23 protein-coding genes and 1 tRNA gene are annotated in these 26,320 nt (G+C 64.7%); 5 read left to right on the top strand and 19 right to left on the bottom strand.

Features of this window, described 5'->3' with window-relative positions; translation table 11 throughout:
• Positions 1-39: 39 nt before the first annotated feature.
• From V0R62_RS20760 to V0R62_RS20720, 9 genes are all read right to left on the bottom strand, one after another.
• Positions 40-1,878 (bottom strand): alpha/beta hydrolase family protein, encoded by a 1,839-nt coding sequence (locus tag V0R62_RS20760; RefSeq protein ID WP_330105021.1) that lies wholly within the window; start codon positions 1,876-1,878, stop codon positions 40-42.
• Positions 1,859-3,007 carry a pyrroloquinoline quinone biosynthesis protein PqqE gene (gene pqqE / locus V0R62_RS20755; RefSeq protein ID WP_050703488.1) on the bottom strand — a complete coding sequence of 383 codons (1,149 nt, stop codon included), beginning with the start codon at positions 3,005-3,007 and terminating at the stop codon, positions 1,859-1,861. The genes V0R62_RS20760 and pqqE overlap by 20 nt, the downstream gene beginning before the upstream one ends.
• On the bottom strand, positions 2,979-3,254 hold the full coding sequence (pqqD, locus tag V0R62_RS20750; protein WP_050703489.1) for a pyrroloquinoline quinone biosynthesis peptide chaperone PqqD: 276 nt from the start codon (positions 3,252-3,254) through the stop codon (positions 2,979-2,981). The genes pqqE and pqqD overlap by 29 nt, the downstream gene beginning before the upstream one ends.
• The gene (gene pqqC, locus V0R62_RS20745; RefSeq protein WP_330105022.1) at positions 3,251-3,988 is read right to left on the bottom strand and encodes a pyrroloquinoline-quinone synthase PqqC; all 738 of its coding nucleotides are present in this window, start codon (positions 3,986-3,988) and stop codon (positions 3,251-3,253) included. Before pqqC ends, pqqD begins: the two co-directional genes overlap by 4 nt.
• Before the next feature lie 27 nt (positions 3,989-4,015).
• On the bottom strand, positions 4,016-4,927 hold the full coding sequence (gene pqqB / locus V0R62_RS20740) for a pyrroloquinoline quinone biosynthesis protein PqqB (RefSeq protein ID WP_186731698.1): 912 nt from the start codon (positions 4,925-4,927) through the stop codon (positions 4,016-4,018).
• Between the two features lie 91 nt (positions 4,928-5,018).
• Positions 5,019-5,090, bottom strand: coding sequence for a pyrroloquinoline quinone precursor peptide PqqA (gene pqqA / locus V0R62_RS20735; protein WP_003243383.1), 72 nt, complete (start codon positions 5,088-5,090; stop codon positions 5,019-5,021).
• 170 nt (positions 5,091-5,260) lie between these two features.
• A complete protein-coding gene (gene pqqF, locus V0R62_RS20730) occupies positions 5,261-7,576 on the bottom strand; it encodes a pyrroloquinoline quinone biosynthesis protein PqqF (protein WP_330105020.1) in 2,316 nt (771 codons plus the stop codon).
• A gap of 193 nt (positions 7,577-7,769) precedes the next feature.
• A complete protein-coding gene (locus tag V0R62_RS20725; RefSeq protein WP_330105019.1) occupies positions 7,770-8,552 on the bottom strand; it encodes a carbon-nitrogen hydrolase family protein in 783 nt (260 codons plus the stop codon).
• 16 nt (positions 8,553-8,568) lie between these two features.
• Complete coding sequence (locus tag V0R62_RS20720) at positions 8,569-10,251, bottom strand: flavin monoamine oxidase family protein (protein WP_050703494.1); 1,683 nt, start codon at positions 10,249-10,251, stop codon at positions 8,569-8,571.
• A 650-nt stretch (positions 10,252-10,901) separates the two neighbouring features.
• Between V0R62_RS20720 and V0R62_RS20715 the strand changes: the two genes are divergently transcribed.
• A complete protein-coding gene (locus V0R62_RS20715; protein WP_028689051.1) occupies positions 10,902-11,192 on the top strand; it encodes a DUF3077 domain-containing protein in 291 nt (96 codons plus the stop codon).
• A gap of 16 nt (positions 11,193-11,208) precedes the next feature.
• On the opposite strand, the gene V0R62_RS20710 is transcribed toward V0R62_RS20715, so the two are convergent.
• Entirely contained in the window at positions 11,209-11,670 is a 462-nt protein-coding gene (locus V0R62_RS20710) for an Lrp/AsnC family transcriptional regulator (protein ID WP_330105018.1), read from the bottom strand.
• A 156-nt stretch (positions 11,671-11,826) separates the two neighbouring features.
• Between V0R62_RS20710 and V0R62_RS20705 the strand changes: the two genes are divergently transcribed.
• A complete protein-coding gene (locus V0R62_RS20705; protein WP_182322252.1) occupies positions 11,827-12,522 on the top strand; it encodes a CatB-related O-acetyltransferase in 696 nt (231 codons plus the stop codon).
• Between the two features lie 54 nt (positions 12,523-12,576).
• Here the strand turns inward: V0R62_RS20705 and V0R62_RS20700 are convergent, their stop codons facing one another.
• The 3 genes from V0R62_RS20700 to V0R62_RS20690 form a co-directional block, all read right to left on the bottom strand.
• Positions 12,577-12,948 carry a hypothetical protein gene (locus tag V0R62_RS20700; RefSeq protein WP_046857393.1) on the bottom strand — a complete coding sequence of 124 codons (372 nt, stop codon included), beginning with the start codon at positions 12,946-12,948 and terminating at the stop codon, positions 12,577-12,579.
• A 130-nt stretch (positions 12,949-13,078) separates the two neighbouring features.
• Positions 13,079-13,405, bottom strand: coding sequence for a helix-turn-helix domain-containing protein (locus V0R62_RS20695; protein WP_186712672.1), 327 nt, complete (start codon positions 13,403-13,405; stop codon positions 13,079-13,081).
• The gene (locus V0R62_RS20690) at positions 13,389-13,643 is read right to left on the bottom strand and encodes a type II toxin-antitoxin system RelE family toxin (RefSeq protein ID WP_186712673.1); all 255 of its coding nucleotides are present in this window, start codon (positions 13,641-13,643) and stop codon (positions 13,389-13,391) included. The genes V0R62_RS20695 and V0R62_RS20690 overlap by 17 nt, the downstream gene beginning before the upstream one ends.
• Before the next feature lie 522 nt (positions 13,644-14,165).
• Between V0R62_RS20690 and V0R62_RS20685 the strand changes: the two genes are divergently transcribed.
• Together V0R62_RS20685 and prfH are read left to right on the top strand one after the other, a co-directional pair.
• Positions 14,166-15,302, top strand: coding sequence for an RNA ligase RtcB family protein (locus V0R62_RS20685; RefSeq protein ID WP_330105017.1), 1,137 nt, complete (start codon positions 14,166-14,168; stop codon positions 15,300-15,302).
• On the top strand, positions 15,302-15,922 hold the full coding sequence (gene prfH / locus V0R62_RS20680) for a peptide chain release factor H (protein ID WP_330105016.1): 621 nt from the start codon (positions 15,302-15,304) through the stop codon (positions 15,920-15,922). The genes V0R62_RS20685 and prfH overlap by 1 nt, the downstream gene beginning before the upstream one ends.
• A 182-nt stretch (positions 15,923-16,104) precedes the next feature.
• On the opposite strand, the gene V0R62_RS20675 is transcribed toward prfH, so the two are convergent.
• The 5 genes from V0R62_RS20675 to rpsU all read right to left on the bottom strand — a co-directional run bounded on the left by V0R62_RS20675 (position 16,105) and on the right by rpsU (position 24,464).
• Positions 16,105-16,181 (bottom strand) — tRNA-Ile (locus V0R62_RS20675).
• Between the two features lie 17 nt (positions 16,182-16,198).
• Positions 16,199-19,942 (bottom strand): EAL domain-containing protein, encoded by a 3,744-nt coding sequence (locus V0R62_RS20670; RefSeq protein WP_330105015.1) that lies wholly within the window; start codon positions 19,940-19,942, stop codon positions 16,199-16,201.
• A 120-nt stretch (positions 19,943-20,062) separates the two neighbouring features.
• A complete protein-coding gene (gene rpoD, locus V0R62_RS20665; protein WP_186712676.1) occupies positions 20,063-21,913 on the bottom strand; it encodes an RNA polymerase sigma factor RpoD in 1,851 nt (616 codons plus the stop codon).
• A gap of 67 nt (positions 21,914-21,980) precedes the next feature.
• Positions 21,981-23,969 (bottom strand): DNA primase, encoded by a 1,989-nt coding sequence (gene dnaG / locus V0R62_RS20660; RefSeq protein ID WP_330105014.1) that lies wholly within the window; start codon positions 23,967-23,969, stop codon positions 21,981-21,983.
• 279 nt (positions 23,970-24,248) lie between these two features.
• A complete protein-coding gene (gene rpsU / locus V0R62_RS20655) occupies positions 24,249-24,464 on the bottom strand; it encodes a 30S ribosomal protein S21 (RefSeq protein ID WP_003255575.1) in 216 nt (71 codons plus the stop codon).
• Between the two features lie 205 nt (positions 24,465-24,669).
• On the opposite strand from rpsU, the gene tsaD reads away from it, so the two are divergent.
• Complete coding sequence (gene tsaD, locus V0R62_RS20650; protein ID WP_330105013.1) at positions 24,670-25,695, top strand: tRNA (adenosine(37)-N6)-threonylcarbamoyltransferase complex transferase subunit TsaD; 1,026 nt, start codon at positions 24,670-24,672, stop codon at positions 25,693-25,695.
• 25 nt (positions 25,696-25,720) lie between these two features.
• On the opposite strand, the gene plsY is transcribed toward tsaD, so the two are convergent.
• Positions 25,721-26,290 (bottom strand): glycerol-3-phosphate 1-O-acyltransferase PlsY, encoded by a 570-nt coding sequence (gene plsY, locus V0R62_RS20645; protein ID WP_050703505.1) that lies wholly within the window; start codon positions 26,288-26,290, stop codon positions 25,721-25,723.
• Positions 26,291-26,320: the final 30 nt, after the last annotated feature.

Here is a 26,320-nt window from a genome sequence, read left to right as displayed (position 1 = left end):
GGGGCTGCTTTGCAGCCCTTTCGCGACACAAGGCCGCTCCTACAGGGATTGCGTATGGTTTGAAGGGGCCTTACCAAGCAACCTGCAATAGAACTTCCACTCTTCCTCGAGCGCATGCGCCAGGTTCGCCGCCTGGCGAAAACCATGCCGCTCGCCCGCGTAGAAATGCCCCTCGGCCTCGATGCCATTGGCCTTGAGCGCTTCAAGCATGCTGCGGGTCTGCTCCGGCACCACCACCGCGTCCAGCTCACCCTGGAAGAAGATCACCGGCACCTTGATCTGCCCGGCGTGCAGCAGGGGCGTGCGCTGGCGATAACGCTCGGCATCGCGCCGGGGGTCGCCGATCAGCCAGTCCAGGTAGTCGCCTTCGAACTTGTGGGTGGCCCGGCCCAGCGCTTCGGGGTCGCTGACGCCGTACAGGCTGGCGCCGCCGCGGAAGACGTCCCGGAAGGCCAAGGCGCACAGGGTGGTGTAACCGCCGGCGCTGCCGCCACGGATGAAGGCTTGGTCAGGGGCAATCAGGCCCTGGCCGGCAAGGTGGGCGACTGCCGCGCAGGCATCTTCCACATCACTCGCTCCCCAGTTCAGGTGCAGTGCCTGGCGGTAGGCGCGACCATAGCCGCTGCTGCCCCGGTAGTTGAGGTCGGCGACGGCAAAGCCGCGCTGGGTCCAGTACTGGATGCGCGGGTCGAGCACCGGGTAGCAGGCTGAAGTCGGACCGCCGTGAATGAACACCACCAGCGGCGATGGCCCGCCCGTGCCTTGCATGGCGGGGTAGAAGAACCCGTGGGCGGAGCCTTCGCCACTGGTGTAACGAATCGGCTGTGGGAGGCTGATGTCCTCGGCGGGGAGCACCTCGGCGCCACCTGCCAGCACCTGGACTTCGTGGCTGCGCCGGTCGATGGCGATCACCGCCGGCGGGCTGATCGGTGAAGCGGCTACGGCGTAGAGCTGTCCGTCATCCAGCGCCAGGCTGCGAAAACGCGTGTACGCACTGGCGTAACGCTCCACCTCGCCATCGGCGCGGCGCAGCCCCAATTGCCCGAAGCCGTCCTCGAACCAGCTGGCCAGGTAGCTGGCGGGGCCAAGGGCCAGCCAGGTGCTGGCGCCCAGTTGCCAGGGGGCGGCGGCATGGTCGGCGGGCGCGGCGGGCAGGCGTTGCCAGTGGCCGTCGAGTTCGCCCCAGGGCTGCCAGAAACCGTCGCGGTCGGACAGGCAATACAAGCGGCCTTGTTCATCGAAGCGAGGCTGTTGCAGCGATTCGTCCTGCCCAGCGATGCAGCGTGCCGGGCCCCAGGCGCCAGAAGGTTCGCGCTCCCGGCACATCAGTCGAGTGACGGTCCAAGGTTGGGCAGGTCGGTCCCATTCGATCCAGGCCAGGCGCTTTGCGTCTAGGCTCAGCGTGGGGGAGGCGTAGAAGTCGGCTCCTTCGGCCAGGATTTGTCGATGCCCCGGCGAGAGGCTCACCAGGCGATGCACGACCTGTTGGCCATGCTGCTCTTCGACGGCCAGTACCTTGCCGGCCTGCCACTGCACATCGCCATAGCGGCAGTCGTCGGCGTGGGTGAGCGGGCGCGGTGGGCTGTCATCCAGGGCCTGCAGGTAGACCTGCTGGTCCTTTTCGTTGACGAATACCAGCCCGTCCGCGCCCAGGCAGAAGCTGCCGCCACCGTATTCATAGACCCGGCTGCGCACACTGAACCCGTCCGGGGTCAGGCAGCGGGCCTGCTGATCGCGCCAGTGCCAGACCCGGCAGGCGCCATCGGCGGGGCGGAACTCGTTCCAGAACACCCCTTGCGCGCCGACCTTCAGCTCGGCGTAGTCGGTGCCGGCGGCCACCGCCTGGGCGGCGCTGAACTCAGCCACGGGCGATGACATGGGAATTGCGCTCGTTGCGGAAGGTCATCTGTTCGATCTCCAGCGTTGCGTGTTCGGCCTCCTCACGGGCCTTGAGGATGATGCCATGGTCCGGCGACTTGCCGCACACCGGGTCCGCCTTGCTGGCGTCGCCGGTGAGCATGAAGGCCTGGCAACGGCAGCCGCCGAAGTCCTTTTCCTTCTCGTCGCACGAGCGGCACGGCTCGGGCATCCAGTCATAGCCACGGAAGCGGTTGAAACCGAATGAGTCGTACCAGATATGCCGCAGGTCGTGGTCGCGTACATTGGGGAACTGCACCGGCAGTTGGCGCGCGCCATGGCAGGGCAACGCGGTGCCATCCGGCGTGATGGTCAGGAACAGGCTGCCCCAGCCGTTCATGCAGGCCTTGGGGCGCTCTTCGTAGTAGTCCGGGGTAACGAAGATCAGCTTGCACGGCTTGCCTTCGGCCTTGAGCTTGTCCCGGTACTCGTTGGTGATGCGCTCGGCCCGCTCCAGCTGGGCGCGGGTCGGCAGCAGGCCCAGGCGGTTGAGGTGCGCCCAGCCGTAGAACTGGCAGGTGGCAAGTTCTACGAAGTCGGCCTCCAGGGCCAGGCACAGCTCGATGATGCGGTCGATCTTGTCGATATTGTGCCGGTGGGTGACGAAGTTGAGCACCATCGGGTAGCCATGGGCCTTCACTGCCCGGGCCATCTCCAGCTTCTGCGCGAAGGCTTTCTTCGAGCCGGCCAGCAGGTTGTTGACCTGCTCGTCACTGGCTTGGAAGCTGATCTGGATATGGTCCAGCCCGGCCTGCTTGAACGCGGCGATCTTCTGCTCGGTCAGGCCGATGCCGGAGGTGATCAGGTTGGTGTAGTAGCCCAGGCGCCTGGCTTCGCCGATCAGTTCGGCGAGGTCCTGGCGTACCAATGGCTCACCGCCAGAAAAACCGATTTGCGCGGCGCCCATCTCGCGGGCTTCGGCCATCACCTTGAACCATTGCTCGGTGCTCAGCTCCTTGCCCTGTTCGGCGAAGTCCAGCGGGTTGGAGCAGTACGGGCACTGCAGCGGGCAGCGGTAGGTGAGTTCGGCCAGCAGCCACAGCGGCAGGCCCACCGGTACCTCAGGCGAGGGTGATCCAGTGTTCGGCACGGGCCACCTCCATGAATTGCTCGATGTCGTCGGCGACTTCGGGCACACCGGGGAACTGCCGCTCGAGTTCGGCGATGATCGCCGCGACATCGCGCTGGCCATCGATAAGTCCACCGATCAGACCAGCGCTGTCGTTGAGCTTGATCATCCCTTCGGGGTACAGCAGCACATGGCCCTTCTGCGCCGGCTCGTACTGGAAACGGTAGCCGGGGCGCCAGGCGGGCACCTGTTGACGGTCGAAACTCATAGGGCGATCCCCTTGTGCCAGACCCGCTCGCGGGTGACGCTGTGATAGGGCGGGCGGTTCAGTTCATAGGCCATGCTCATGGCGTCGAGCATGCTCCACAGGATATCCAGTTTGAACTGCAGGATCTCCAGCATGCGTTCCTGCCCCTCGCGGGTGGTGTAGTGCTGCAGGGTGATCGCCAGGCCGTGCTCCACATCGCGCCGGGCCTGGCCCAGGCGGGTGCGGAAGTATTCGTAGCCGGTCGGGTCGATCCACGGATAGTGCTGCGGCCAGCTGTCCAGGCGCGACTGGTGGATCTGCGGGGCGAACAGTTCGGTCAGCGAGCTGCTGGCGGCTTCCTGCCAGCTGGCGCGGCGGGCGAAGTTGACGTAGGCGTCGACCGCGAAGCGCACGCCGGGCAGCACCAGCTCCTGGCTGCGCAGCTGGTCGGGGTCCAGGCCCACGGCCTGGCCGAGGCGCAACCAGGCCTCGATGCCGCCGTCCTCGCCGGGCGCACCATCGTGGTCGAGCAGGCGCTGGATCCACTCGCGGCGCACTTCGCGGTCCGGGCAGTTAGCCAGGATCGCGGCATCCTTCATCGGGATATTGACCTGGTAGTAAAAGCGGTTGGCCACCCAGCCCTGGATCTGCTCGCGGCTGGCGCGGCCTTCATACATCGCCACATGGTAGGGGTGGTGGATGTGGTAGTAGGCGCCCTTGGCGCGCAGGGCCTGCTCGAATTCGGCGGGGGACATCGGCGTTGCGTCGCTCACAGGGCCTCCTTACAACTCGATGCTCATGCCATCGAAGGCGACTTCCACGCCCCGGCGCTGCACTTCGGCGCGTTCCGGCGAGTCTTCGTCGAGGATCGGGTTGGTGTTGTTGATGTGGATAAGCACCTTGCGCTGGCGCGGGAAGCCATCCAGCACCTCGAGCATGCCGCCTGCACCGTTCTGCGCCAGATGGCCCATCTCGCGGCCGGTGCGGGTGCCGACGCCGCGGCGCTGCATCTCATCATCCTCCCACAGGGTGCCGTCGACCAGCAGGCAGTCGGCGCCGTGCATCATCTCCAGCAGCTTGGCGTCGACCTGGCCCAGGCCCGGCGCGTAGAACAGCTTGCCGCCGGTGCGGGTGTCCTCCACCAGCAGCCCGAGGTTGTCGCCCGGGTGCGGGTCGAAGCGGTGCGGGGAATAGGGCGGCGCGGCGCTGCGCAGGGGGAAGGGGGTGAAGCGCAGGTTCGGGCAGGCGTCGATGACGAAGCTGCCTTCGAGCTCGATGCGGTTCCACACCAGGCCGCCGTTCCAGTGGCTGAGCATGTTGAACAGCGGAAAGCCGGTGGTCAGGTCCTGGTGGACCATGTCGGTGCACCACACCTGGTGCGGGCAGCCCTCGCGCAGGCTGAGTAGGCCGGTGGTGTGGTCGATCTGGCTGTCGAGCAGGACGATGGCGTCGATACCGGTGTCGCGCAGGGCGCGGGCCGGCTGCATCGGCGCGAAAGCCTGGAGCTGGGCGCGGATGTCCGGCGAGGCATTGCACAGGATCCAGTGCTCGCCGTCGTCGGACAGGGCGATGGACGACTGGGTGCGCGCCGTGGCGCGCAGGGTACCGTCACGGTAGCCCTTGCAGTTGGCACAGTTGCAGTTCCACTGAGGGAACCCGCCACCGGCGGCGGAACCGAGGATCTGGATGTACATGGGTACTCTCTAGCCGGAAAGGTTAGCCCGAAAGCCGTATCGGAAAAACGCAAACGCCCCGGCGGGCCGGGGCGTCGAACCGCGCAGCCGCTTAGCGGTTGGCGAAGTACATGGTCACTTCGAAGCCGATACGCAGGTCAGTGTATGCAGGTTTGGTCCACATGGGCTTGCTCCTTCCGGATGGGGTTTGGGGTGGTCGGCTCACTATTGGGTACTCTCCGCAGAGAGAGGTTCCATTGGCCGAGATTGCGCTATCTTACAAGAAAAATTTGTACCGAAAGGTTAATTCTTCGAAAAGCGCCATTGCATTTACGGTAACAATCCCGCCTTTTTTCATAGCCATTCGGCGTCCGGGGCAGTGGTGTTGGCCAGGCACAGCCAACCGTGGCTGGCATCGAGCAACTGCTGAAGCAATACGTCCAGTTGGCCTTGTTCGACATTGAGGATAGACCTTCGCATGCGTGACAGGTCGGCATTGTGTGTCGCGATATGTGCCTGCCAGGCCCATTGCGTGACATCAACGTTGGTCATCGCTCTCTCGTCGAACTGATCGGCCAGCTGCGCTCGCGCCGCTGTGGCCAGCGCGACGCCCTGGTGCAGCAGGTCCAGCAGATGGCCCAGGATCTGTGCGTGGCTGGTGTGCGGCGATTGCACGCCGAACAGTAGCCCGCCGTAGCCTTCGATCTGACGAAAGGCGCTGAACACGGCGTAACCCAGCTGCAGCTCGACGCGCAGGCGCTGATAGCACGGGCCTTGCAACACGTGGGCGAGCAGTCGACCGGCGGCCTGCAGATCAGCTGGCAACGGACAGAACAGCAACAGCGCGGGCTCGCTGCCCGAGGTCGGAATCTGCCGCCAGTGGCGTCCGAGGATCGGGCGCGCTGGCGAGGGGGCGATCGGTTGTCCCATGAGGCCTTGCAGTGCCGTGCCCAGGGCGCCCTGTTGGGCGGGGGTGAACCCTTGCGCCAATCCCTGCCAGCGTGCCTGCTGCCAGAGTGCGTCGAGCTGCGACTGGTCCAGGGTGCAGGCCGGCTGCGGTTGCTCTTCACCCGTCAGCAAGGCGTCCGGCAGTGCCTTCAGAAGGGCACGGATCGGAATCAGCGGCGGTTCGGCTGCCGCTGGCGAGTGCCAATGCTCCCGGGCTGGCGCGCGCAGCAAGGTCAGGGCTTCCTGAGTGGCATTGATCACGGCCAGCGGATGCCCCGCGAGGCGCAACTGCCAGTATTCGCCAATGGCCTCGAAGCCTAGTTGCAGCGCCGCCTGACCGGCACGCTCGCGCAGGGGTTGCAGGCTGTGTTGCAGAACGATCTGCATGCGCTGACGCAGCGGCGAGGGAATGTGCCAGCGCAGGTCGAGGGTCGCAAGCTGGCGAGAGGGCGGCAGGCAGTCGCCGATACCAAGTCCTGCTGGCAGCGGCGTGCTGGTCGCGGGTAGTTCGGTTGCCAGCAGCGCTTCATCGGGAGGCAATTGCCAGTCTCCGCCAGCCGAGGAAGGCAGGTCCCACAGCAGTGCAGTGAGGGCGTCCAGGCCTTGTGTCCCTAGTCCTACGAAAGGGCGGCCGGCACTGTCGCGCTGGGCCAGTTCCAGTGCGCTGGCGGCCTGTTCATGGCGTTGTTGCAGGCGGGTGAAGCGGTCGTTCAGCTGTTTGTGGTCCTGTTGCCGCAGAAAACCCAGCCAGCCGTGCAGCAACTCCCGGGTCTTGTCCAGGCAGGCCTGGTCCGACAGCTGCAGCTGGACATGCCAGAGCAACTGTCCAGCATGGGCGTGGAGTTGTCGCGCCTTGCAGCCCTGCAGCCAGCCGCGCCGACGCAAGGCATCCAGCCAACCGCCGGGCCGGCTGTCGGTGAGCTGGGCCAGCAGCAGCTCGAGCGCCTGCTCCGCGCCATCCGGCAGTCCGTCATGGGCGAACAGTAGGTCATGGCGGTTGCCCCAGGCGTCTGGTTGGCGCAATGGTGCGCCGAGCAAGGCGGGTGGCTGTACCCGGGCGACGCGTGCGCCGTTTGCGAAAAGGCCACCGAACTGCCTGCCCAGGTGCGCCAGTTCATCCAGCGACTGCGGGCCGGCCAGGCTCAGGGTGAGTTGCCCGCCCTGGTAGAAGTCGTGGTGGAACTGCCTCAGTCCTTGCTGGAAGGCCTGGCTTTCCAGCGGCAGGCTGTGCCGGTTGCCGGCGTGAAAGCCGCTCAGCGGATGGCGTGCCGACACCGACTGCAACAGGGCGAACTGGCGCTGGGCCTCGGGGTTGCGTGACCAGGCGATGAACTCGGCATGGATCACCTCGCGCTCGCGGCGCTGGCGTTCGATGGCGAAGTCCGGCTCGGCGAGCATCTGGCACAGACGCTCCAGCCCACCGGCCAGCGCCACGGGGGGCACTTCGAAGAAGAAGTCGGTGGTGCGTTCGCGGGTGCTGGCGTTGACCTGGCCACCCAGGCCCTGGACGTAGCGCATCAGGCCGTCGTCCAGCGGAAAACGCCTGTTACCAAGGAAGAACAGGTGTTCGAGAAAGTGCGCCAGGCCCGGCCAGCACGGCGGTGCGTCGTGGCTGCCGGCATGCACTCGCAGCGCCGCCGCCGCGCGCTTGAGGCGTGGCGCGTGGCGCAGGGTCAGGTGCAGGCCGTTGGCGAGGGTGAGGTGGCGAATGGCGTCGGACATGACGCCATGCTAGCGCGCAATGCCGAGGTTGTCTGTTCTGGCCTTTTCGCGGCACAAGGCCGCTCCTACAGGTGACCTCGCTCCCTGTAGGAGCGGCCTTGCCGAGGCGTCGGACCGGCCGGAAAGGGTCGCAAAGCGACCCCGGCAAATCTAAGCCGAGCACCAATTAACAACACTTTGAAAGGGCCGACTGTTAATGCAGATCCCGACGCAGGTCAGCCAGGTAGGGAAACGCCTCCCGCCCTTTCAATACCCGCTCGCGTTGCAGGTCCGCCAGCAACAGCCCCTCTTCGTCCCCGCCCATCGCCAGCACATCGCCATCCGGCCCGACGATGCTGCTCTGCCCGCAATACCGGATCTCGCCCTCGCTGCCGCAGTAGTTGGCGTACACCAGGTAACACTGGTTCTCCTGCGCCCGCGAGCGCACGGTCACCTGGCAAACGAAGTCGTAGGGCGCCATGTTCGCCGTCGGCACCAGGATCAGCTCGGCACCGTTCAGCGCCAGGCGCCGGGCGTTCTCCGGGAATTCGATGTCGTAGCAGATCAGCAGCCCGACCTTCCAGCCGTCCAGCTCGACCACCGGGAAGTGATCGGCGCCCGGGCTGAACATCGAGCGGTCCAGCTCGCCGAACAGGTGGGTCTTGCGGTAGTTGCACAGGCTGCGGCCATGGGCGTCGATCAGTTGCACGCTGTTGTGGATCGACCCGTCCTCGGCCCGTTCCGGATAGCCGTAGACGATGGCGATCCGGTGCGCCTGGGCGATCTCGACGACGCTCATGGCCGAGGGACCGTCCTCGGCCTCGGCCAGGCGTTCCACCTGGTCCAGGCCGATGTTGTAGCCGCTGAGGAACATCTCCGGGCAAACCAGCAACTGCGCGCCTTGAGCGGCGGCCTGCTGGGCCTGGTGCTGCAGGCGCTCGAGATTGCCGGGCACGTCCAACGGCTTGGGCGTGCCCTGGAACAGGGCGATGCGCATGAGGCTACTCCTACGCTCAGTCAGCCAGGGCGATCGGGCCGATCTCGTGGAACACATCGCCCGGGCCGGGGTTGTCCGGGTGGGTCTGGCCACCGAAGTGGTTCATGATACCCCACACGGCATTGAGCGAAGTCTGCACCGCGCCTTCCACCCAGGCCGGGGTCCACGACACGTCGTCACCGGCGATGAAGATGCCGCGCTGTTCGGCGGGCATGTCCTGCTGCATGAAGTGCGCGTACATGCGCTGGTTGTAGCGGTAGTGGCCTGGCAGCGCGCCCTTGAAGGCGCCGAGGAAGTGCGGGTCGGCCTCCCACGAGATGGTGATCGGGTCGCCGATGATATGCCCGGCGATATCGGTCTTGGGGTAGATCTTCTTCAGCGCGTCGAGGGCCAGTTGCACGCGCTTTTCGGTCGGGTGCGGCAGCATCTTCAGGGCGTCGCTCATCCATGCGTAGGACAGGCAGATCACCCCTGGCTTGTCGTCGCCGTTGTCGAACAGGTAGGTGCCGCGGGTCAGGCGATCGGTGAGGGTCATGCTCATCAGGTCGCGGCCGGTCTCCGGGTCCTTGTCCTTCCAGAACGGCCGGTCGACCATGACGAAGGTCTTCGACGACTGCATGTAGCGGGTGCGGTCCAGGGCCATCCACATTTTTTGCGAGAACAGCGATTCCTCGCAGTCGATCTGGGTGGTCAGCAGCCAGCTCTGGCAGGTGGTGAGCACTGCCGCATAGTGGCGCACGTCACCGTAGTTGTCGGTGACCGCCAGGCGACCATCGCTGGCCCGGGCGATGCGCTTGACCCCGGTACGCGGCGCGCCGCCGTGCAGGCCGCTGAGGCTGGTGCCGGCCGGCCAGTGGGCGCAACGTTCCGGCACATGGCGCCAGATGCCCTGCGGCACCTGCTCGACGCCGCCGACCACCAGGTGCTGGTGATCGTCGCAGTTGGTCATCACCACGCGGAAGATTTCCAGCATCGAGTTGGGGAAGTCCGAGTCCCAGCCGCCGGTGCCGAAGCCGACCTGGCCGAACACTTCGCGGTGCTGGAAGCTCAGCTTGGCGAACGAGCGCGAGGTGGCGACGAAATCATAGAAGGTGCGGTCGTCCCACAGCGGTACCAGCTTGTTCCACAGGTCCTTGAGGCGCGGCACGTCGCGGTCGCGAATGGCCTGCTGGATATCGCCGAACTGCGCGCCGCTCTCCAGGGCGTCGGCCCAGGCGTCGGCCACTTCGTGGAACAGCTGTGGCAGGTCGGCGGATTTCTCGGCGTAGTAGGTCTGGCCTTCCAGGTCGATGACCGTGCTGCCCGAAGCCGGGGTCAGCGGGTTGGGGAAGGGCTTGGTCTCCAGGCCCAGCTTGTCGACGTAGTGGTAGAACGCCGTGGACGACACCGGGAAGCGCATGCCGCCCAGTTCGGCGACGATGCCGTCGGTGCCGTTGAACGCCTGCGAGCGCAGCCGCCCACCCAGCTTGGAAGCCTCGTACACCACGGGCTTGAGGCCCAGCTTCATCAGCTCGTAGGCCGCCACCAGTCCGGCGATGCCGCCACCGACGATCGCCACCTCTTCGCCATGGCGCTCCTTGGGAATGCTGCCCAGGCCGGCCGGGTGCTCCAGCCAGTCGTCGAAGGCGAACGGGAAGTCGGGACCGAAGATGGTGATGGGTTTCTTGCCGTCGGCGGGGTGGCGGTTTTTCTTGTTCATGTAATGACCTTGCCAGGGGCTGCGCAGGGGGCGGAGCCTGAGTATAGAGAATGCCTGGTGGCCATTTTATGAAGTGGGGTGTTCGTTATTAAGGTGCAGAGTGGCGTCGTTATGTGCTTTGTTTAGTCATAGTGTTATGTATTTTGCAAAAAATGACGATTGTTCCTCGGTGTAAGCTGCACCTTTCGTGGGAGCGGGCTTGACCCGCGATCACCGGCGGAGCCGGTGCTACACACCGCATCGCGGGGCAAATCGCATCGGCGCACCGCCGCTCCCACGCTGGTGATGCTTGCAACTTTGTTTCCTGCGCGCCCCTATAGCGACCGCGTCTTTCTGACGAGAATCAGCTTGGTCCTACAGAGACAAGTAATAACAGGAAGTATCCTACGAGCCATGTAGCCTCGGTCTGGCAGTTTGGGGGAACCCTTCGCGGTTAACTTCAGCCGGTCACCGCCTATTCGGTGATCGGGCGTGAGAACCCGGCGATCAAATTGGAGGCATGCTGTCATGGCAGCTGTGCGCGGGCAGGTTCTGCCTGGCCGGAATGTAGCCTCCAACTTCGCCGGTTCTCACCCCGCGCATGGCTGCCACCCATTCCCGTGAGAAGGTTGCGTGGTGGCCTCCTTGAGCCGGTAATGGAGGCAATACCCATGAAAAAGATCGTCCCCGATCCACCCCTCGCCCTGAACCCGACCACCGAGCAGTCCTTCTGCTCCTGCCAGTCCAGTCATCCCCCCATCTTCACCGTACGCCCCGGCGTCGATGCCGCCGACGCCCTGGTCCACGCCAGCATGCTGGCCCGGGCCATCCAGGAAATCGCCGACGACTACGCCCAGCACCATGCCCCCGAGGCGGGGCGGGCGATGATCTGGTCGATCCTGCATTCGGCGGAAACGGTGCGTGCGCTGCTGGAAGGGCTGCTCGACGCGATGGAGGCCTGAGGGCCGGGCGCCGCGGTCAGCCCGGCTGGCCGCGGTCCACTTTGCTGCTGAGGATGATCGACGTGGTGGTCTTCTCCACCCCGTCGAGGCTGCCGATCTGGTCGAGCAACTGGTCCAGTTGCTCCGGCGAGTCGCTGAGCAGCCAGGCCACGTAGTCGAATTCGCCACTGACCGCGCACAGTTGCTGGACCTGCCCCATGGCGCTGAGGTGGCGCACGATGTCCTTGCCCGAGCGCGGCTGCGCCTTGATCCCCACGTACGCCTGCAGGCCGCCGCCGATCAGGCGCTGCCCCAGGCGCACGCCATAACCGGTGATCACCTTGTTGCGCTCCAGGCGCTCGAGCCGCGAGTTCACCGTGGTGCGGGCGATGCCCAGCTGGCGGGCGAGGGTGGCGACACTTTCGCGGGCATTGATCTGCAGCAGCGCGATCAACTGGCGATCGATGGCGTCAAGGGCGATGGAGGAGGTGGCCGGCATGGTAGGTCTCTTTTGTCGAGCTGCTAGCCTATGCAAGCGCGACCGCTTCGCGCAAGGCACACAGAGGCGTCCGGGGCTGGCATTGCGCCGACAAGACGGTACGATGGCAGGCCGCTGCCATCGGGCAGCCTGGACCATGGCAGGAGTGATTGACCCATGAAGTTCAAGGACTGGTACTGGCGGCGATGGATTCGCCAACACGGTTGCAAGGTGAGCACAGGCATTTCCAAGTTCGGCAAGCGGGCAAAGCTGGCGCTCGAGGCCGAAGTGCGCATTGGCGATGTGGCGGTCAGCGCCGCCACCCTCGACGTCTCGATCGGGGCTCATACCTATATCCGCAGCGGCGGTTCGCTGCAGGTGGTCGAATCGATCGGGCGTTACTGCTCCATTGGCAGCGCGGTGGTCATCGGCCAGGAAAAATACGCTCACCCCACCGATTGGCTGAGTTCGCACCCTTTCCAGTTCACCGGCACCCAGTGGCAATACGAGCCGCCGAGCACACCGGCGCGGATCGGCCACGACGTGTGGATCGGCGAGGGCGCGATGATCATGGAAGGCGTCGAGGTGGGCACGGGCGCGATCATTGCCACCCGCGCCCTGGTCACCCGGGACGTACCGCCCTACGCCGTGGTGGCGGGCTTTCCGGCCAAGGTCGTGCGTTTTCGATACCCGGAAGCGATGATCGAGCGCCTGCTGGCATCGCGCTGGTGGGAGCGCGATACCCGACAGTTGCTGGAACTGCCGCTGCACGATCCTGCCGCCTGCCTTGATCGGATCAGCGGGCTCGGTGAGGCAAGTTACGCGAGGATCGAGATTTCGCGGCGTGGCTGCAAGGTGCTGACGTCGGCTTGAATTGCCGAGAATCTGTCACGACCGGGGCTGCTGCGCAGCCCTGATCGGATTTGATCAACGTGACGCACTGGTCTGAGCCGTGGCGCAAGGCGACTTCAGGCCAGCAGTCATGCTCTCGACGTTGTCGAGCATCTGGTTGCCTTTGTTGACCTTCTGCGCGTTCTCCGCAAGCTGCATGCGTTGGTCATAGGTGGCCGAGGTGCCATTCATGCTGTTCTTGGTTTCGAGCACGGAGTTGGCGATGCTGAGCAGGCTGCGGCCGGTGGAGATCAGGTTGTCGGTCGCACTGGGCGTGCACGGGGCGTTGCCGCCGGCCATCTGGCTGGGCTGCTGGCCCTGGTTGTAGGAGCCCGGTGCCACGCAACCTGCGAGCGTGGCCAGCATCGGTACAACGAGCAGGGCCCCAAGCGTTCCTTGGATGTTCATGTGACGTTCCCTCGATCACTGGGCTCCGACCCGGTGCCGAAGCGATGGAGGGATTCTAGAAACGCGGCAGTAACGGCGAAATAGAACGGGTGTGCTAAAGGCACTTTGCCGCTGGTCAGAGCGACCCGAGCTATAAATCCAGGGACTGCAACGGAATACCAAGCGCCGCGGCGATCTTCTCGCGGGTAGCCTTGCGTGGCCGTTCGGCCGATTCCTGCTGGGCATAGGCCGACTGGGAAATACCCAGGCGCTCTGCCACTTGAGCCTGGGTGAGATCCAGGTGCTTGCGCCACGCGCCAATGGGGGTCAAACCGTCTTTGACCATGTAGCCCACGACTGCATTGGGTACCAGGTCATCCTTCGGGCGGCTGGCGATGTAGTCGGCGTAAGGGAGCACGACGAAGGCTGGCCGGCCATCCGCCCCGTTGATGATCTGTACGTTAGTAGGTGTGCTCATCGCGCTTCTTGACCTCTTCGATGTTTACGATCTTCACGCCGCCGTCCCAGTCGAAAAGGATGCGGTAGTTTCCGACCCGCAGCCTGTAGCCATACTGATGATTGACCAGTGTCTTGACGTTCTGGACGTTCGGCATGTGGGCCAGTGCCTGGGTGGCATCGTAGATCTTCGGCTGATCGGCCTTGTTGACCTTCCTGAGCTGTTTGACTGCCTTGCGTGACCAGCTGATCGTGCTCATGCCCATTCCACCTTGCTCCCAAGGTTGGATTATAAGTTATTTATAAGTGTTGTCGAGGAGGGGCGGCGGTTCCGGTTGGCATGAAGGGCTCGCAGGGGCGGGGTAGGGCTGACAAAAACACGAAAGCCGCGCAGTGCGCGGCTTTGAAGGTGGTGGGCCCACACGGACTCGAACCGTGGGTGGTTACTGGTGTTTAGCGTAATTTGGCGAAATGGGTGGAAGTTGTGCTCTGTACCGGCAGTATATTTTTTGTACCGCGGAGCGGTCAGGTTTTTCGGCCATGACGTTGTTCTCCTGGTAAAAATGTGATCAAGGTCGTTGCAAGGTGGCAATTACACACCTAAGATGCCCGCCTTCTCTCACCCGACAGCAAAGGAGGTACATCATGCAACAGTTGATCACCCTTTGCAGGTCGCGCCTGGCTTGAACGCATTCGCCGCTACTCGTTAGCGGTACCGCAACGCCCGGCCTCTGGCCTGCCAATCCGAACATCTTTTTGTTTCAACCCATCAGGATTGGACTATGGGCACTTGCATTCGCAATTTGTCCGGCGGCGCCGTATTGGTCGCCGCGGACGACACCTGGATCGAAGGAAAAGCGATCCAACAACTCGAAACCACCGCTCGCCTAGGGGGCATGCATCGGGTGGCCGGCATGCCGGACCTGCATCCGGGGCGTGGCTATCCGGTCGGCGCGGCATTCTTTTCCGTGGGGCGTTTGTACCCGGCGCTGGTCGGCAATGACATCGGCTGTGGCATGGCGCTGTGGCGCACGGACATCCCGACCGCCAAGCTGCATCTGGACAAGCTGGAGAAACGCCTTGGCAACCTCGACCTGCCGCTCGACGAGACGTGGCAGGAGGCCGTCGCCAGCTTCGGTTTGCCTGCCACGGGGCACGAGCGTTCTCTAGGCACCATTGGTGGTGGTAACCACTTCGCCGAGCTGCAGCAGCTCGATGAAAGCTACGACGATGCGGCCCTGGCAGCCTTGGGTATCGAGCGCAAACACCTGCTGTTGCTGGTGCACAGCGGCTCGCGTGGTTTGGGCGAGGCGATCTTGCGTGAGCAGGTCGACCTGTTCGGTCATCACGGACTGGAGGCGGGCAGCGAGGCCAGCGCTCATTACCTGGGCCGGCACGACGGCGCGCTGCGTTTTGCCGAAGCCAACCGTCAGTTGATTGCCCGGCGCATGCTCGACCGCTTGCGTGCCGATGGCGATGTACTGCTCGACATCAACCACAACCTGGTGTCGCCAGCGCAGGTCGACGGGCTCGATGGTTGGCTGCATCGCAAAGGCGCCACACCGTCGGATCAGGGGGCGGTGGTGATCCCTGGTTCGCGCGGTGACTACAGCTACTTGGTACAGCCGATCGCCGACGAGCGCAGCCTGTTGTCCCTGGCCCATGGCGCCGGACGCAAATGGATGCGCAGCGAGTGCAAGGACCGCCTCGCCTCGCGCTACAGCGTCGAGCAACTGAGTCGTACGGCACTAGGCAGCCGCGTGATCTGCGCCGACCGGGCGCTGATCTACGAGGAAGCGCCGGAGGCCTACAAGGCTATCGACTCGGTAGTGGGGGCCTTGCGTGAAGCGGGGTTGGTTCGCGTGCTGGCACGACTGAAACCGGTGCTCACCTACAAGACGCGCGGAGGGTGCTGCTGATGATCCTACTGCAACTCTCGGCGGCTCAGGGGCCGGAAGAATGTGCCCTGGCAGTGGCCAAGGCATTGCTCAGGCTGCAGGCCGAAGCGGATGCCCAGGCCGTGGCGGTACGGATACTCGAAGAAGAGCCGGGGCCGCGGCGCGGTACCTTGCGCTCGGTGTTGCTGGCACTGGATGGCGAGCAGGCCGAGCGCCTGGCGGATCACTGGACGGGCTCGCTGCAATGGACGTGCAGCAGTCCGTACCGGCCGGGGCATGCGCGCAAGAACTGGTTCTTTGGGGGCGCACGGTTTGCGCCACCGGCACCGGAATTGGCGAGCGAGATCCGCTTCGAGACCTTGCGTTCGTCCGGGCCGGGTGGTCAGCATGTCAACACCACCGACTCGGCAGTGCGCGCCACGCACCTGGCCAGCGGCGTCAGCGTCAAGGTACAGAGCGAGCGTAGCCAGCACGCCAACAAACGCTTGGCGCTGCTGCTCATCGGTCAACGCCTGGCGCAGCAGGCAGAGCAGGTCGACAGCGAACTGCGCGCGGAGCGGCGGTTGTTCCATCACCGCATCGAGCGTGGCAATCCACGTCGGGTGTTTCGTGGCGAGCGCTTCGAGCCGGCTGACGAGTAGATTGTGTGCGAATAGTCGTCGAGCAAAAGTCAGGCCGGGCGGCGTAGGCGATGCCGGTCCCACAAAAACGGATGAGGAAAGGACCCGGCTTGCACTTGGGTTTACGAGTTGCAAATGAGCATTCCGTATCTGAGGCGATCCCGCCAAAAACACAAAAGCCGCGCATCGCGCGGCTTTCTGTTTGGTGGGCCCACACGGACTCGAACCGTGGACCAAAGGATTATGAGTCCTCTGCTCTAACCGACTGAGCTATAGGCCCTCAGCAGGTGCGCAGGATTATAACGAGGGTTTCGATAGCGTGCCATCCGAAAGATCCGTTTGTGCTATGCGAAGAAAGGTCGCCGCGAACTCCTCCGGCGGCAGTGGCAGGCTGACGATGTAGCCCTGGATCTGCTCGCAGCCTTCGGCGGCCAGGAAGCGCTGTTGCGCCTGGTTTTCCACGCCTTCGGCAATGATCGTCAGCTGCATGCTGCGGCCCAGGGCGATGATGGCGCGGGCGATGGCGGCGTCGTGGGGATCGTCGGGCAGGCCGCGGATGAACGACTGGTCGATCTTGAGGATGTCCAGCGGCAGGCGCTTGAGGTAGCTGAGCGAGGAGTACCCGGTGCCGAAGTCGTCGATGGCCAACTGCACGCCCAGCAGCTTGAGCTGGTGCAGCACGCTCAGCGCTTCCTCGGCCTGGCTCATGATGAAGTTCTCGGTGATCTCCAGCTGCAGGTCGCCGGCCTTGAGCTGGTAGCTGCGCAGCAACTGCTCGATGCGCCGGGCCAGGCTGGGCTGGCGCAGCTGGGCGCCGGCCAGGTTGATCGAGAGCGGGCCGAAGGCGTGGTAGGCCTTCTTCCAGGCGTGCATCTGTCGGCAGGCCTGCTCCAGCACCCAGTCGCCGAGCTGCAGGATGGTTCCATTCTCCTCGGCCAGGTGGATGAACTGCTCGGGCGGGACCTCGCCGAAGGTCGGGTGGGTCCAGCGGACCAGCGCCTCGGCACCGACCAGGCTCTGGGTCTTGAGGCTGAACTTGGGCTGGTAGCACAGGCTCAGCTCGTTGCGCTCGATGGCGCGGCGCAGCTCGTGCTCCAGGGCGATGCGTTCGCTGGCTTGGGTGGTGAGCTCGCGGGTGTAGGCCTCGACGCGGTTGCGGCCCTTGGCCTTGGAGCGGTACATCGCGGCATCGGCGTTGCGGATCAGGCTGGCGACATCGGTGCCGTCCTGCGGATACAGGCTGATGCCGATGCTGGCACTGGTGAAGAACTCGTGCTCGCCGGCCTGGAACGGTGCGTGGAAGCCGGCCAGCAGCTTGTTGGCGATGGCGCTGGCATCGCTGGGCTTGTGCAGGCCGGGCAGGAGGATGATGAATTCGTCGCCACCCAGGCGGGCCACGGTGTCGACGTCGCGCACCTGCTCCTTGAGGCGCTGGGCGATGCCCTTGAGCAGCAGGTCGCCCACCGGGTGGCCGAGGCTGTCGTTGATGTGCTTGAAGCGGTCGAGGTCGAGGAACAGCACCGCGCCCTGGCGGTTGGACACCTGGGCGCAGGTCAGCGCGCCCTGCAGGCGGCTCTCGAACAGGGCGCGGTTGGGCAGGCCGGTGAGCGGGTCGTGATGGGCCTGGTAGTCGAGCTTGGCCTGGGCGTGCTTGAGGCTGGAGATGTCGGCGAACACGGCGACGAAGTGGGTGATCTCGCGCTCGTGGTTGCGCACGGCGCTGATGGTCAGCCAGCCGGGGTACAGCTCGCCGTTCTTGCGCTTGTTGAAGATCTCGCCCTGCCAGTGACCCTCGGCGGTCAGCTGGTGCCACATGGCGGCGTAGAAGGCGCTGTCGTGCTGGCCGGAGGCGAGCAGGCGCGGGGTCTGGCCGAGGGCTTCGATCTCGCTGTAGCCGGTGATCTCGCTGAAGGCGCGGTTGACCGCGCTGATGCGCTGGTCGGTGTCGGTGATCAGCACGCCCTCGGCGGTGTTCTCGAACACCGTGGCGGCCAGCTGCAGCTTTTCCTGCATCAGGTGGCGCTCGGTGATGTCGCGGGCGATGGTCAGCATGCAGTCGACGCCGCCGATCGGCAGTGGCCGGGCGGACAGCTCGCAGAGACGGATCTGCCCGTCGCTGCGGCGGATATGGCAGCTGAAATCGCGCACGAAACCGTCGCGCTGCAGTTGATCGACCAGGCGCTGGCGCTCATTGAGGTCGACCCAGATGCCCAGGTCCAGCGAGGTCTGGTCGACCGTGGTGCTGATGTCGTAGCCGGTCAGGCGGCAGAAGCCTTCGTTGACTTCCAGCAGCAGGCCGTCGCTCTGGCGCGACAGCAGCAGGCCGTCGGGGGAGGCGTGGAAGGCCTTGGCGAACTTCTCCTCGGAGGTTTGCAGCTGCTGTTGGGTTTCCTTGAGTTGGCTGATGTCGCGGATCGCCACCACCAGTGCCGGCATGTTGTCCAGTTCGAAGGTTTCGGCCGAGGTCAGGCCGGTGAACAGTTCGCCGTTGCTACGGCGGAAGGTCATTTCCAGGTTGCGGATGCCGCCCCGGTGCAGGCGTTCGAGCAGCGCCGGGCCGGTGCCGGCCACACCCCATAGGCCGAGTTCGGTAGCGGTGCGGCCGATGACTTGCGCAGGATTGAGGCCGATCAGTTCTTCAAAGGCTTCGTTGACCTCCAGCAGGCAGCCGTCGCTGTGCCGGGCAATGACCAGGATGTCCGGGCATTGCTGGAACACCGAGGCGAACTTCTGCTCCGACAGGCGCAGGGCATCCTCGGTGTGCTTGGTTTCGCTGATGTCGATCATCAGCCCACGCATCAGCGGCTTGTGGCCGTGCTCGATCATGCTGACGATGTTGCGCACCCACAGGGTATGGCCGTCGGCGCGGATCACCCGGTAGTCGAGGCTGTGGTCGCGCCCGGCCGCTGTCTCGCTGTCGCAGTAAGCCTGCGCCCAGAGGGCGTCCTCCGGGTGCAGGATGCTGCGCCAGAAGCCGGGCTTGAGCCATTCCCCCGTGGGGTAGCCGAGCAGGTCTTCGGCATGGGGCGAGACATAGCTGTAGCTGAAGTCGTTGGCATCGGCTTCCCAGGCCACCGCCGACAGGCTCTCGATCAGGCCGCGATAGTGGTACTCGCTGCTGCGCAGTTCCTGCTCCAGGGCGATGCGCCGGGAAATCTCCGAGCTCAGGCGCCGGTTGATGCGGATCACCACCGCCAGGATGGCCATCAGCACCAGCACCGCCGGCAGGCCATAGAGCAGGACATCGTGCCAGAAGGTCCGCTGGTCGACGACGTTGCCCACCCAGCGTTGCTGGATGCGGCTGACTTCGCTGCTGCTCATGTCGGCCATTACCTTGTCGAGGATGCCGACCAGTACCTTCTGCTGCCGGGGCACGGCCATGGCCAGCTGGTAGCGGTAGGGCGTTTCGCCGCTGACGTACAGGCCGTCCAGCTTGAGCTGGCGCAGGCTCCAGATACTCGAGGCGAGGTCGCCGACCACCGCGTCCACCTCGTCGGTGGCCAGGGCCTGCAGGGTCGAGCTGACGTTGGGCATGGCCACCAGGTTGAGGTCGGGGTGGTGGGTACGCAGCAGTTCGTGGGGCGCGTAGTTTTCCACCACGGCGATCTTCAGGCCGTAGAGGTCCTTGAGATTGCGCGGTTGCGCGCCGCCGGAGTGGGCAAGGATGACGATCGGGAAGTCCAGGTAGGGACGGGTGAAGGCTAGGTAGTTCTGGCGCTCCGGGGTGGACATGATCCCGGGGAGCAGGTCGAGGCGGTTGCTGCGTGCCTGTGCGAGCACTTCGGTCCAGCTGCTGGGCTCGATCGGCTTGAGGGTGATCCCCAGGCGTTCCTGGATCAGGGCGATGTAATCGGCGGCCAATCCCTGGTAGCGACCTTCCTGGTCGCGAAATTCGAACGGCGGCCATGAAGCATCGACGCCCAGGCGCAGCTGCGGGTGGGCGCTGAGCCAGGCTTGTTCCTCGTCGGTCAGGGTCAGGGCGCCGGCCGTTGTGTTCCAGGCGAGCAGGAGCAGCAACAGGAAGGCCGGCATTATGGGCATAGCGGCCTCTCGATCAGGGGGACTGATTCGAGTGTAGACGGCCATCTCGCCCGCTGGGTAGACAGTGGCAACGACCTTCTGTCACATAAGAAAAACCCCGGCCTGGGCCGGGGTTCGTCTTTACTCGTCGAGGAAGGAGCGCAGGTGCTCGCTTCGCGTCGGGTGGCGCAGCTTGCGCAGCGCCTTGGCTTCGATCTGACGGATCCGCTCGCGGGTCACGTCGAACTGCTTGCCTACCTCTTCGAGGGTGTGGTCGGTGTTCATGTCGATGCCGAAACGCATGCGCAGCACCTTGGCTTCGCGCGCGGTCAGGCCAGAGAGCACGTCACGGGTCGCTTCCTTGAGGCTTTCGACCGTGGCCACGTCGATCGGGGACTGCATGGTCGAGTCCTCGATGAAGTCGCCCAGGTGCGAATCTTCGTCGTCACCGATCGGGGTCTCCATGGAGATCGGCTCCTTGGCGATCTTCAACACCTTGCGGATCTTGTCCTCAGGCATCTCCATGCGTTCGCCCAGCTCTTCCGGGGTCGGTTCGCGACCCATTTCCTGCAGCATCTGCCGGGAAATACGGTTGAGCTTGTTGATCGTCTCGATCATGTGCACCGGGATACGGATGGTGCGCGCCTGGTCGGCGATCGAGCGGGTGATCGCCTGGCGGATCCACCAGGTGGCGTAGGTCGAGAACTTGTAGCCGCGACGGTATTCGAACTTATCCACCGCCTTCATCAGGCCGATGTTGCCTTCCTGGATCAGGTCGAGGAACTGCAGGCCGCGGTTGGTGTACTTCTTGGCGATCGAGATCACCAGACGCAGGTTCGCCTCGACCATTTCCTTCTTGGCGCGGCGGGCCTTGGCTTCGCCGATGGACATGCGACGGTTGATGTCCTTGATCTCGGCGACGGTCAGGCCGGTCTCGGTCTCGAGGTCGATCAGTTTCTGCTGGCAAGCGACGATGGCGGCGTCCTTTTCACCCAGGGCGGCGGCCCACTTGGTGTTGCGCTTGGCCAGGTCACCGGACCAGGTCTGGTCGGTCTCGTTGCTCGGGAACAGGCGCAGGAAGTCGGCGCGCGGCATGCGGGCGTCACGCACGCACAGCTGCATGATGGCGCGTTCTTGCTGGCGCAGACGGTCAAGGGCGCCGCGTACACGCTCGACCAGTACGTCGAACTGTTTCGGTACCAGCTTGATCGGCATGAACAGGTCAGCCAGGGCCTGCATGGCGCCAATGCTTTCGGCGTGAGCGCGGCCGTGCTTCTTCAGCACCTTGAGGGTGATGACCAGCTGATCGTTGACGGCGCCGAAACGCTGGGCGGCGACGACCGGGTCCGGACCGCTTTCGGCCTCTTCCTCGTCATCGCTGCTTTCGGCGTTTTCGTCGTCTTCGTCTTCCTCTTCCTTCGCGGCAGCGGCCTTGGCACCTGGAATCGGTACTTCTTCGGTCGGCGCGGCGATGTTGTCGTCAGGGTCGATATAACCGCTGAGGACGTCGGACAGGCGGCCGCCTTCGGCGGTGACGCGATCGTATTCGCTGATGATGTAGTCGACGGTGCCCGGGAAGTGAGCGATGGCGCCCATGACTTCACGGATGCCTTCCTCGATACGCTTGGCGATTTCGATCTCGCCTTCGCGGGTCAGCAGCTCGACGGTACCCATTTCGCGCATGTACATGCGCACCGGGTCGGTCGTGCGGCCGATATCGGTCTCTACTGCCGCCAACGCTGCGGCGGCTTCTTCGGCTGCGGCTTCGTCGGTGTCGGCTTCCGCCAACAACAGGGCATCCGCATCCGGAGCACTCTCGAATACGTTGATCCCCATGTCGTTGATCATGCGGATGATGTCTTCCACCTGTTCCGGATCTGAAATATCCTCAGGCAGGTGGTCGTTGACCTCCGCGTAAGTCAGGTAGCCCTGCTCACGACCGCGGGTGATCAACTCTTTGATACGAGATTGCTGTTGCGCTTTTCCGGACATAACACCCTATCCACTGAAGGTCTTGGCGGGCAAAAAACAAGCCGAGGATTATACCCGAACCTGGACCTCACGCGCCAGATGAGGTCGGGTTTTGTGCGGGAACATTGCGGCTCAGCAGGGCGAGCAGCTGAGATTTCTCCTCTGTGCTCAGTTCACTTAGACGCGCTTTCCTGAGCAGATGTTCCAGGCTGCGCTCGCGTTGGCGAGCGGACAAACTAGTTATAGTGTCGAAAAACTGTTGTTCAAGGTTGTCGGCATCGATCAGCCATTCCTTTTCCGCCAGGGCGCGCAGCAGGCGGCCCTGTTCGGTGCCGTGCCAGCGTGCGATCAGCTGCATAGAGCTTAGCTTAGGATTCTTCTGCGCGGCCTCGATCAGCGCCACCAGCAGTTGGCTGTACAGTTGTTCTTCGTCGGCGAAGTGGCTGGCGTCCTCGACCTTGCCGGCCAGCAAGGGGTGATGCAGCAGGGTGCGCAGGGCCGACAGCGTCGGCGGTTCGACCGGTGCCGGCACCCGTGGCGGGGCTTCGCCGCGCTGGCCGTCGCGCTGCCAGGGTTTGCCGCCTTTCTTGTCCCACGGCTTGCCGTCCCATTGTTTCTTGCCGCCGCCCTTGTTCGGCGTCCAGGGGCGTTGCTCCTGGTGCTGCGGGGCATAGTCGGGCTGGTAGTGCATATCGCCGTGGTCCGGCGTGTAGCTGGCCATGGCGTCGTAGTCGTAGCCGGGGTCGTAATCCGGCACGCTGGGCGTCGGCGCGCTCTGCGCCAACTGCTCCATCTGCTGCGGGTCGAGCCCGGTGATGTCCTTCAGGCGGTTGCGCATCAGCTGGCGCAGGTTGGCGCCCGGCACTTTTTCGATCAGCGGCGCGGCCAGGGTGACCATGTGCGCCTTGCCTTCCAGCGAGCGCGGGTCGGCCTCGTTGCTCAACTGCTCGAAGAAGTAGTCGGCCAAAGGCTGGGCGTGCTGGTTGATGCGTGCCTGGAAGGCGTCGGTACCTTCGGCGCGCACCAGGCTGTCCGGGTCTTCACCCTCGGGCAGGAACAGGAAGCGAGCGCGGCGACCATCCTGCAGGCTCGACAGGGTCGCCTCCAGGGCGCGCCAGGCGGCCTTGCGCCCGGCCTGGTCGCCGTCGAAGCAGAACAGCACGCTGGGCACCACGCGGAACAGGCGCTTGAGGTGCTCCTCGCTGGTGGAGGTGCCGAGGGTGGCCACCGCGTTGCGCAGGCCCTGCTGGGCCAGGGCGATGACGTCCATGTAGCCCTCGACCACGATGATCTCGTCGAGGTTGCGGTTGTGCTTGCGCGCCTCGTACAGGCCGTACAGCTCCTGGCCCTTGTGGAACACCGGGGTTTCCGGAGAGTTCAGGTACTTGGGCTTGTCGTCGCCCAGCACCCGGCCACCGAAGGCGATGACCCGGCCACGGCTGTCGCGGATCGGGAACATCACCCGGTCGCGGAAGCGGTCGTAGCGCTTGCCGCTCTCGGCGTTCTCGATCAGCAGGCCTGCGTCGATCATCACCTTCTGCTGCAGCGAGTCGGCGCCCAGGTGCTTGAGCAGGTTGTCCCAGCCCGGCGGGGCGAAGCCCAGGCCGAAGTCGCGGGCGATCTCGCCGGACAGGCCGCGACCCTTGAGGTAGTCCACCGCCGCCTTGCGGGTGGCGTGGCCGCGCAGGGCCTGGCGGTAGAACTCGCTGGCCGCTTCCAGCAGCGGATACAGCGGTGAATCGGTTGGCTGGCGTGGCTTCTGTCCGCGACGGCCTTCTTCCCGGGGTACTTCCATGCCGGCCGCGCGGGCCAGTTCCTCGACCGCCTGGGGGAAGTCCAGGTTGTCGTGGTCCATGATGAAGCCAAGCGCGTTGCCGCCGGCGCCGCAGCCGAAGCAGTAGTAGAACTGCTTGTCGGGGCTGACAGTGAAGGAGGGGCTTTTCTCCTTGTGGAACGGGCAGCAGGCGGACAGGTTCTTGCCGGTCTTCTTCAGCTGGACGCGCGAACTCACCACGTCGACGATGTCGGTGCGGTTGAGAAGGTCATCGATGAAGCTCTGGGGAATCAGCCCGGCCATGGCAGTCTCGTCATCTGGCAACTGGCAAGTCTAAACGCTTGTGCGCGGGTTTGGCGTGGGGTATCGCAGGAAGAGGTGTGTGCTCGTCACCAGCCCGTGAAGGGCTCGTCAGAAAGGACGTGCACGCCTGGTCGAGGACCAGTTCTGACGCGTTGAGGCAGGTTGCCCATGGCTTTTGCCGGGGCACCCAAGGCGCATGGCCAAGGGTTTGAATCGACCGCTGCCATCAGCCCGGCACGAGGCCGGGCATGGCAGAAGCTTTGCGTAGAACGGCTGTACTTAGTACAGACGAACGGCGCGGCGCTGTTCGCGCTGAACCTTCTTGGCGTGACGCTTTACAGCGGCAGCGGCTTTGCGCTTGCGCTCGGCAGTCGGCTTCTCGTAAAACTCGCGGCTACGAACTTCAGCCAGTACACCGGCTTTTTCGCAGGAGCGCTTGAAACGACGCAGAGCTACGTCGAAGGGTTCGTTCTCTTTAACTTTGACGGCTGGCATCCAGGGCTACCTTAATTCATTACCGGGGTAGACGTGCTCCTGGCAAAACATAAGGTGTGCTGGAGAACGTCGGTTTTCAAGGGTTGCGGATGTTAACCCTTAGCTGGCCGGAATGCAAAGCCTCTGATCGAAAACCGCTGGTCGGCACCGGACACGGGGACTATCATGCGCGCCTTCGAATTCAGCCTCAACAAGGCACGGACCCATGCTAGTACTGGGATTGGAAACATCCTGCGACGAAACTGGCGTCGCATTATACGACAGTGAGCGCGGCCTGCTGGCCGATGCGCTGTTCAGCCAGATCGACCTGCACCGCGTCTATGGTGGCGTGGTGCCCGAGCTCGCTTCGCGCGACCACGTCAAGCGCATGCTGCCGCTGATTCGCCAGGTGCTGCAGGAAGCCGACTGCGTCGCCACCGAGATCGACGCCATCGCCTACACCGCGGGTCCTGGCCTGGTGGGCGCACTGCTGGTGGGTGCTTCCTGCGCCCAGGCGCTGGCGTTCGCCTGGGATATTCCGGCGATCGGCGTGCACCATATGGAAGGCCACCTGCTGGCGCCGATGCTCGAGGAGCAGCCGCCGGGGTTTCCGTTCGTCGCTTTGTTGGTGTCGGGCGGCCACACCCAACTGGTGCGGGTCGATGGTATCGGCCAGTACGCGCTGCTGGGCGAGAGCCTGGACGACGCCGCTGGCGAAGCTTTCGACAAGACCGCCAAGCTGATCGGCCTCAATTATCCGGGCGGCCCCGAGATCGCCCGTCTGGCCGAGCAAGGCACGCCCGGGCGTTTCGTGTTCCCGCGGCCGATGTGCGATCGGCCAGGCCTGCAGTTCAGTTTCAGCGGCCTCAAGACCTTCGCCCTGAACACCTGGCAGCAATGCCGCGACGCCGGGGACGACAACGAGCAAACCCGTTGCGACGTGTCACTGGCGTTCCAGCAGGCGGTGGTGGAGACTCTGACCATCAAGTGCAAGCGCGCGCTCAAGCAGACCGGCCTCAAGCGCCTGGTCATCGCCGGTGGCGTGAGCGCCAACAAAGCCTTGCGCGTTTCGCTGGAAGAGATGCTGGCCAGCATCAAGGGCAACGTCTATTACGCACGTCCACGGTTCTGCACCGACAACGGCGCGATGATCGCCTACGCCGGTTGCCAGCGCCTGTTGGCCGGGCAGCAGCAGGACCTGGCCATCAGCGTGCAGGCGCGCTGGCCGATGGAGCAGTTGCCGGCGGTGTGAGAGGCGCCGGGCTTATGCGCACGCCTCAGAAATGGCGTTCGCGCCCGGCGAACAGGTCGCGCAGGTTATTGCGGTGACGCCAGACGATCAGGATCGTCAACACCGTCATCGGCAGCAGCGCTTCGGGCTCGCGCCAGGCCAGCAATGGTAGCGTCAATGGCGTGGCGATCAGGGCCGCCAGCGAGCTGGTGCGGGTGAGGTAGAAGGTCAGCAGCCAGGCGCCGATCGCCAGTAGCGCGGCGGGAAAGTACAGCGCCATGAGCATGCCGGCGGCAGTGGCCACGCCCTTGCCGCCCTGGAAGCGGAAGTACACCGGGAACAGGTGGCCGAGCACCGCGCAGATGCCGACCCAGGCCTGTTCCTGCTGGTCGAGCCCGGCCAGGCGGGCCAGCAGTACTGGCAACATGCCCTTGCACAGGTCGCCCAGCAGCGTCAGGATCGCCAGTTTGCGGCCGGCCAGGCGTAGCATGTTGGTCGCGCCGGCATTGCCCGAGCCGCTGGAGCGCGGGTCGGGGCTGCCGCTGAGGCGGCTCAGGACGATGGCGAAGGACAGAGAGCCGAGCAGGTAGGCAAGCAGCGCCAGTGACCAAAACATGCTAACTATTCCGGGCGAGGACGCCCTGAT

The organism is Pseudomonas carassii (assembly GCF_036324045.1).
In the GTDB taxonomy this organism is placed as follows: domain Bacteria; phylum Pseudomonadota; class Gammaproteobacteria; order Pseudomonadales; family Pseudomonadaceae; genus Aquipseudomonas; species Aquipseudomonas peradeniyensis.
The sequence above is the reverse complement of the archived record's forward strand: the minus strand, read 5'-3'. Positions and strand labels throughout refer to the sequence as shown.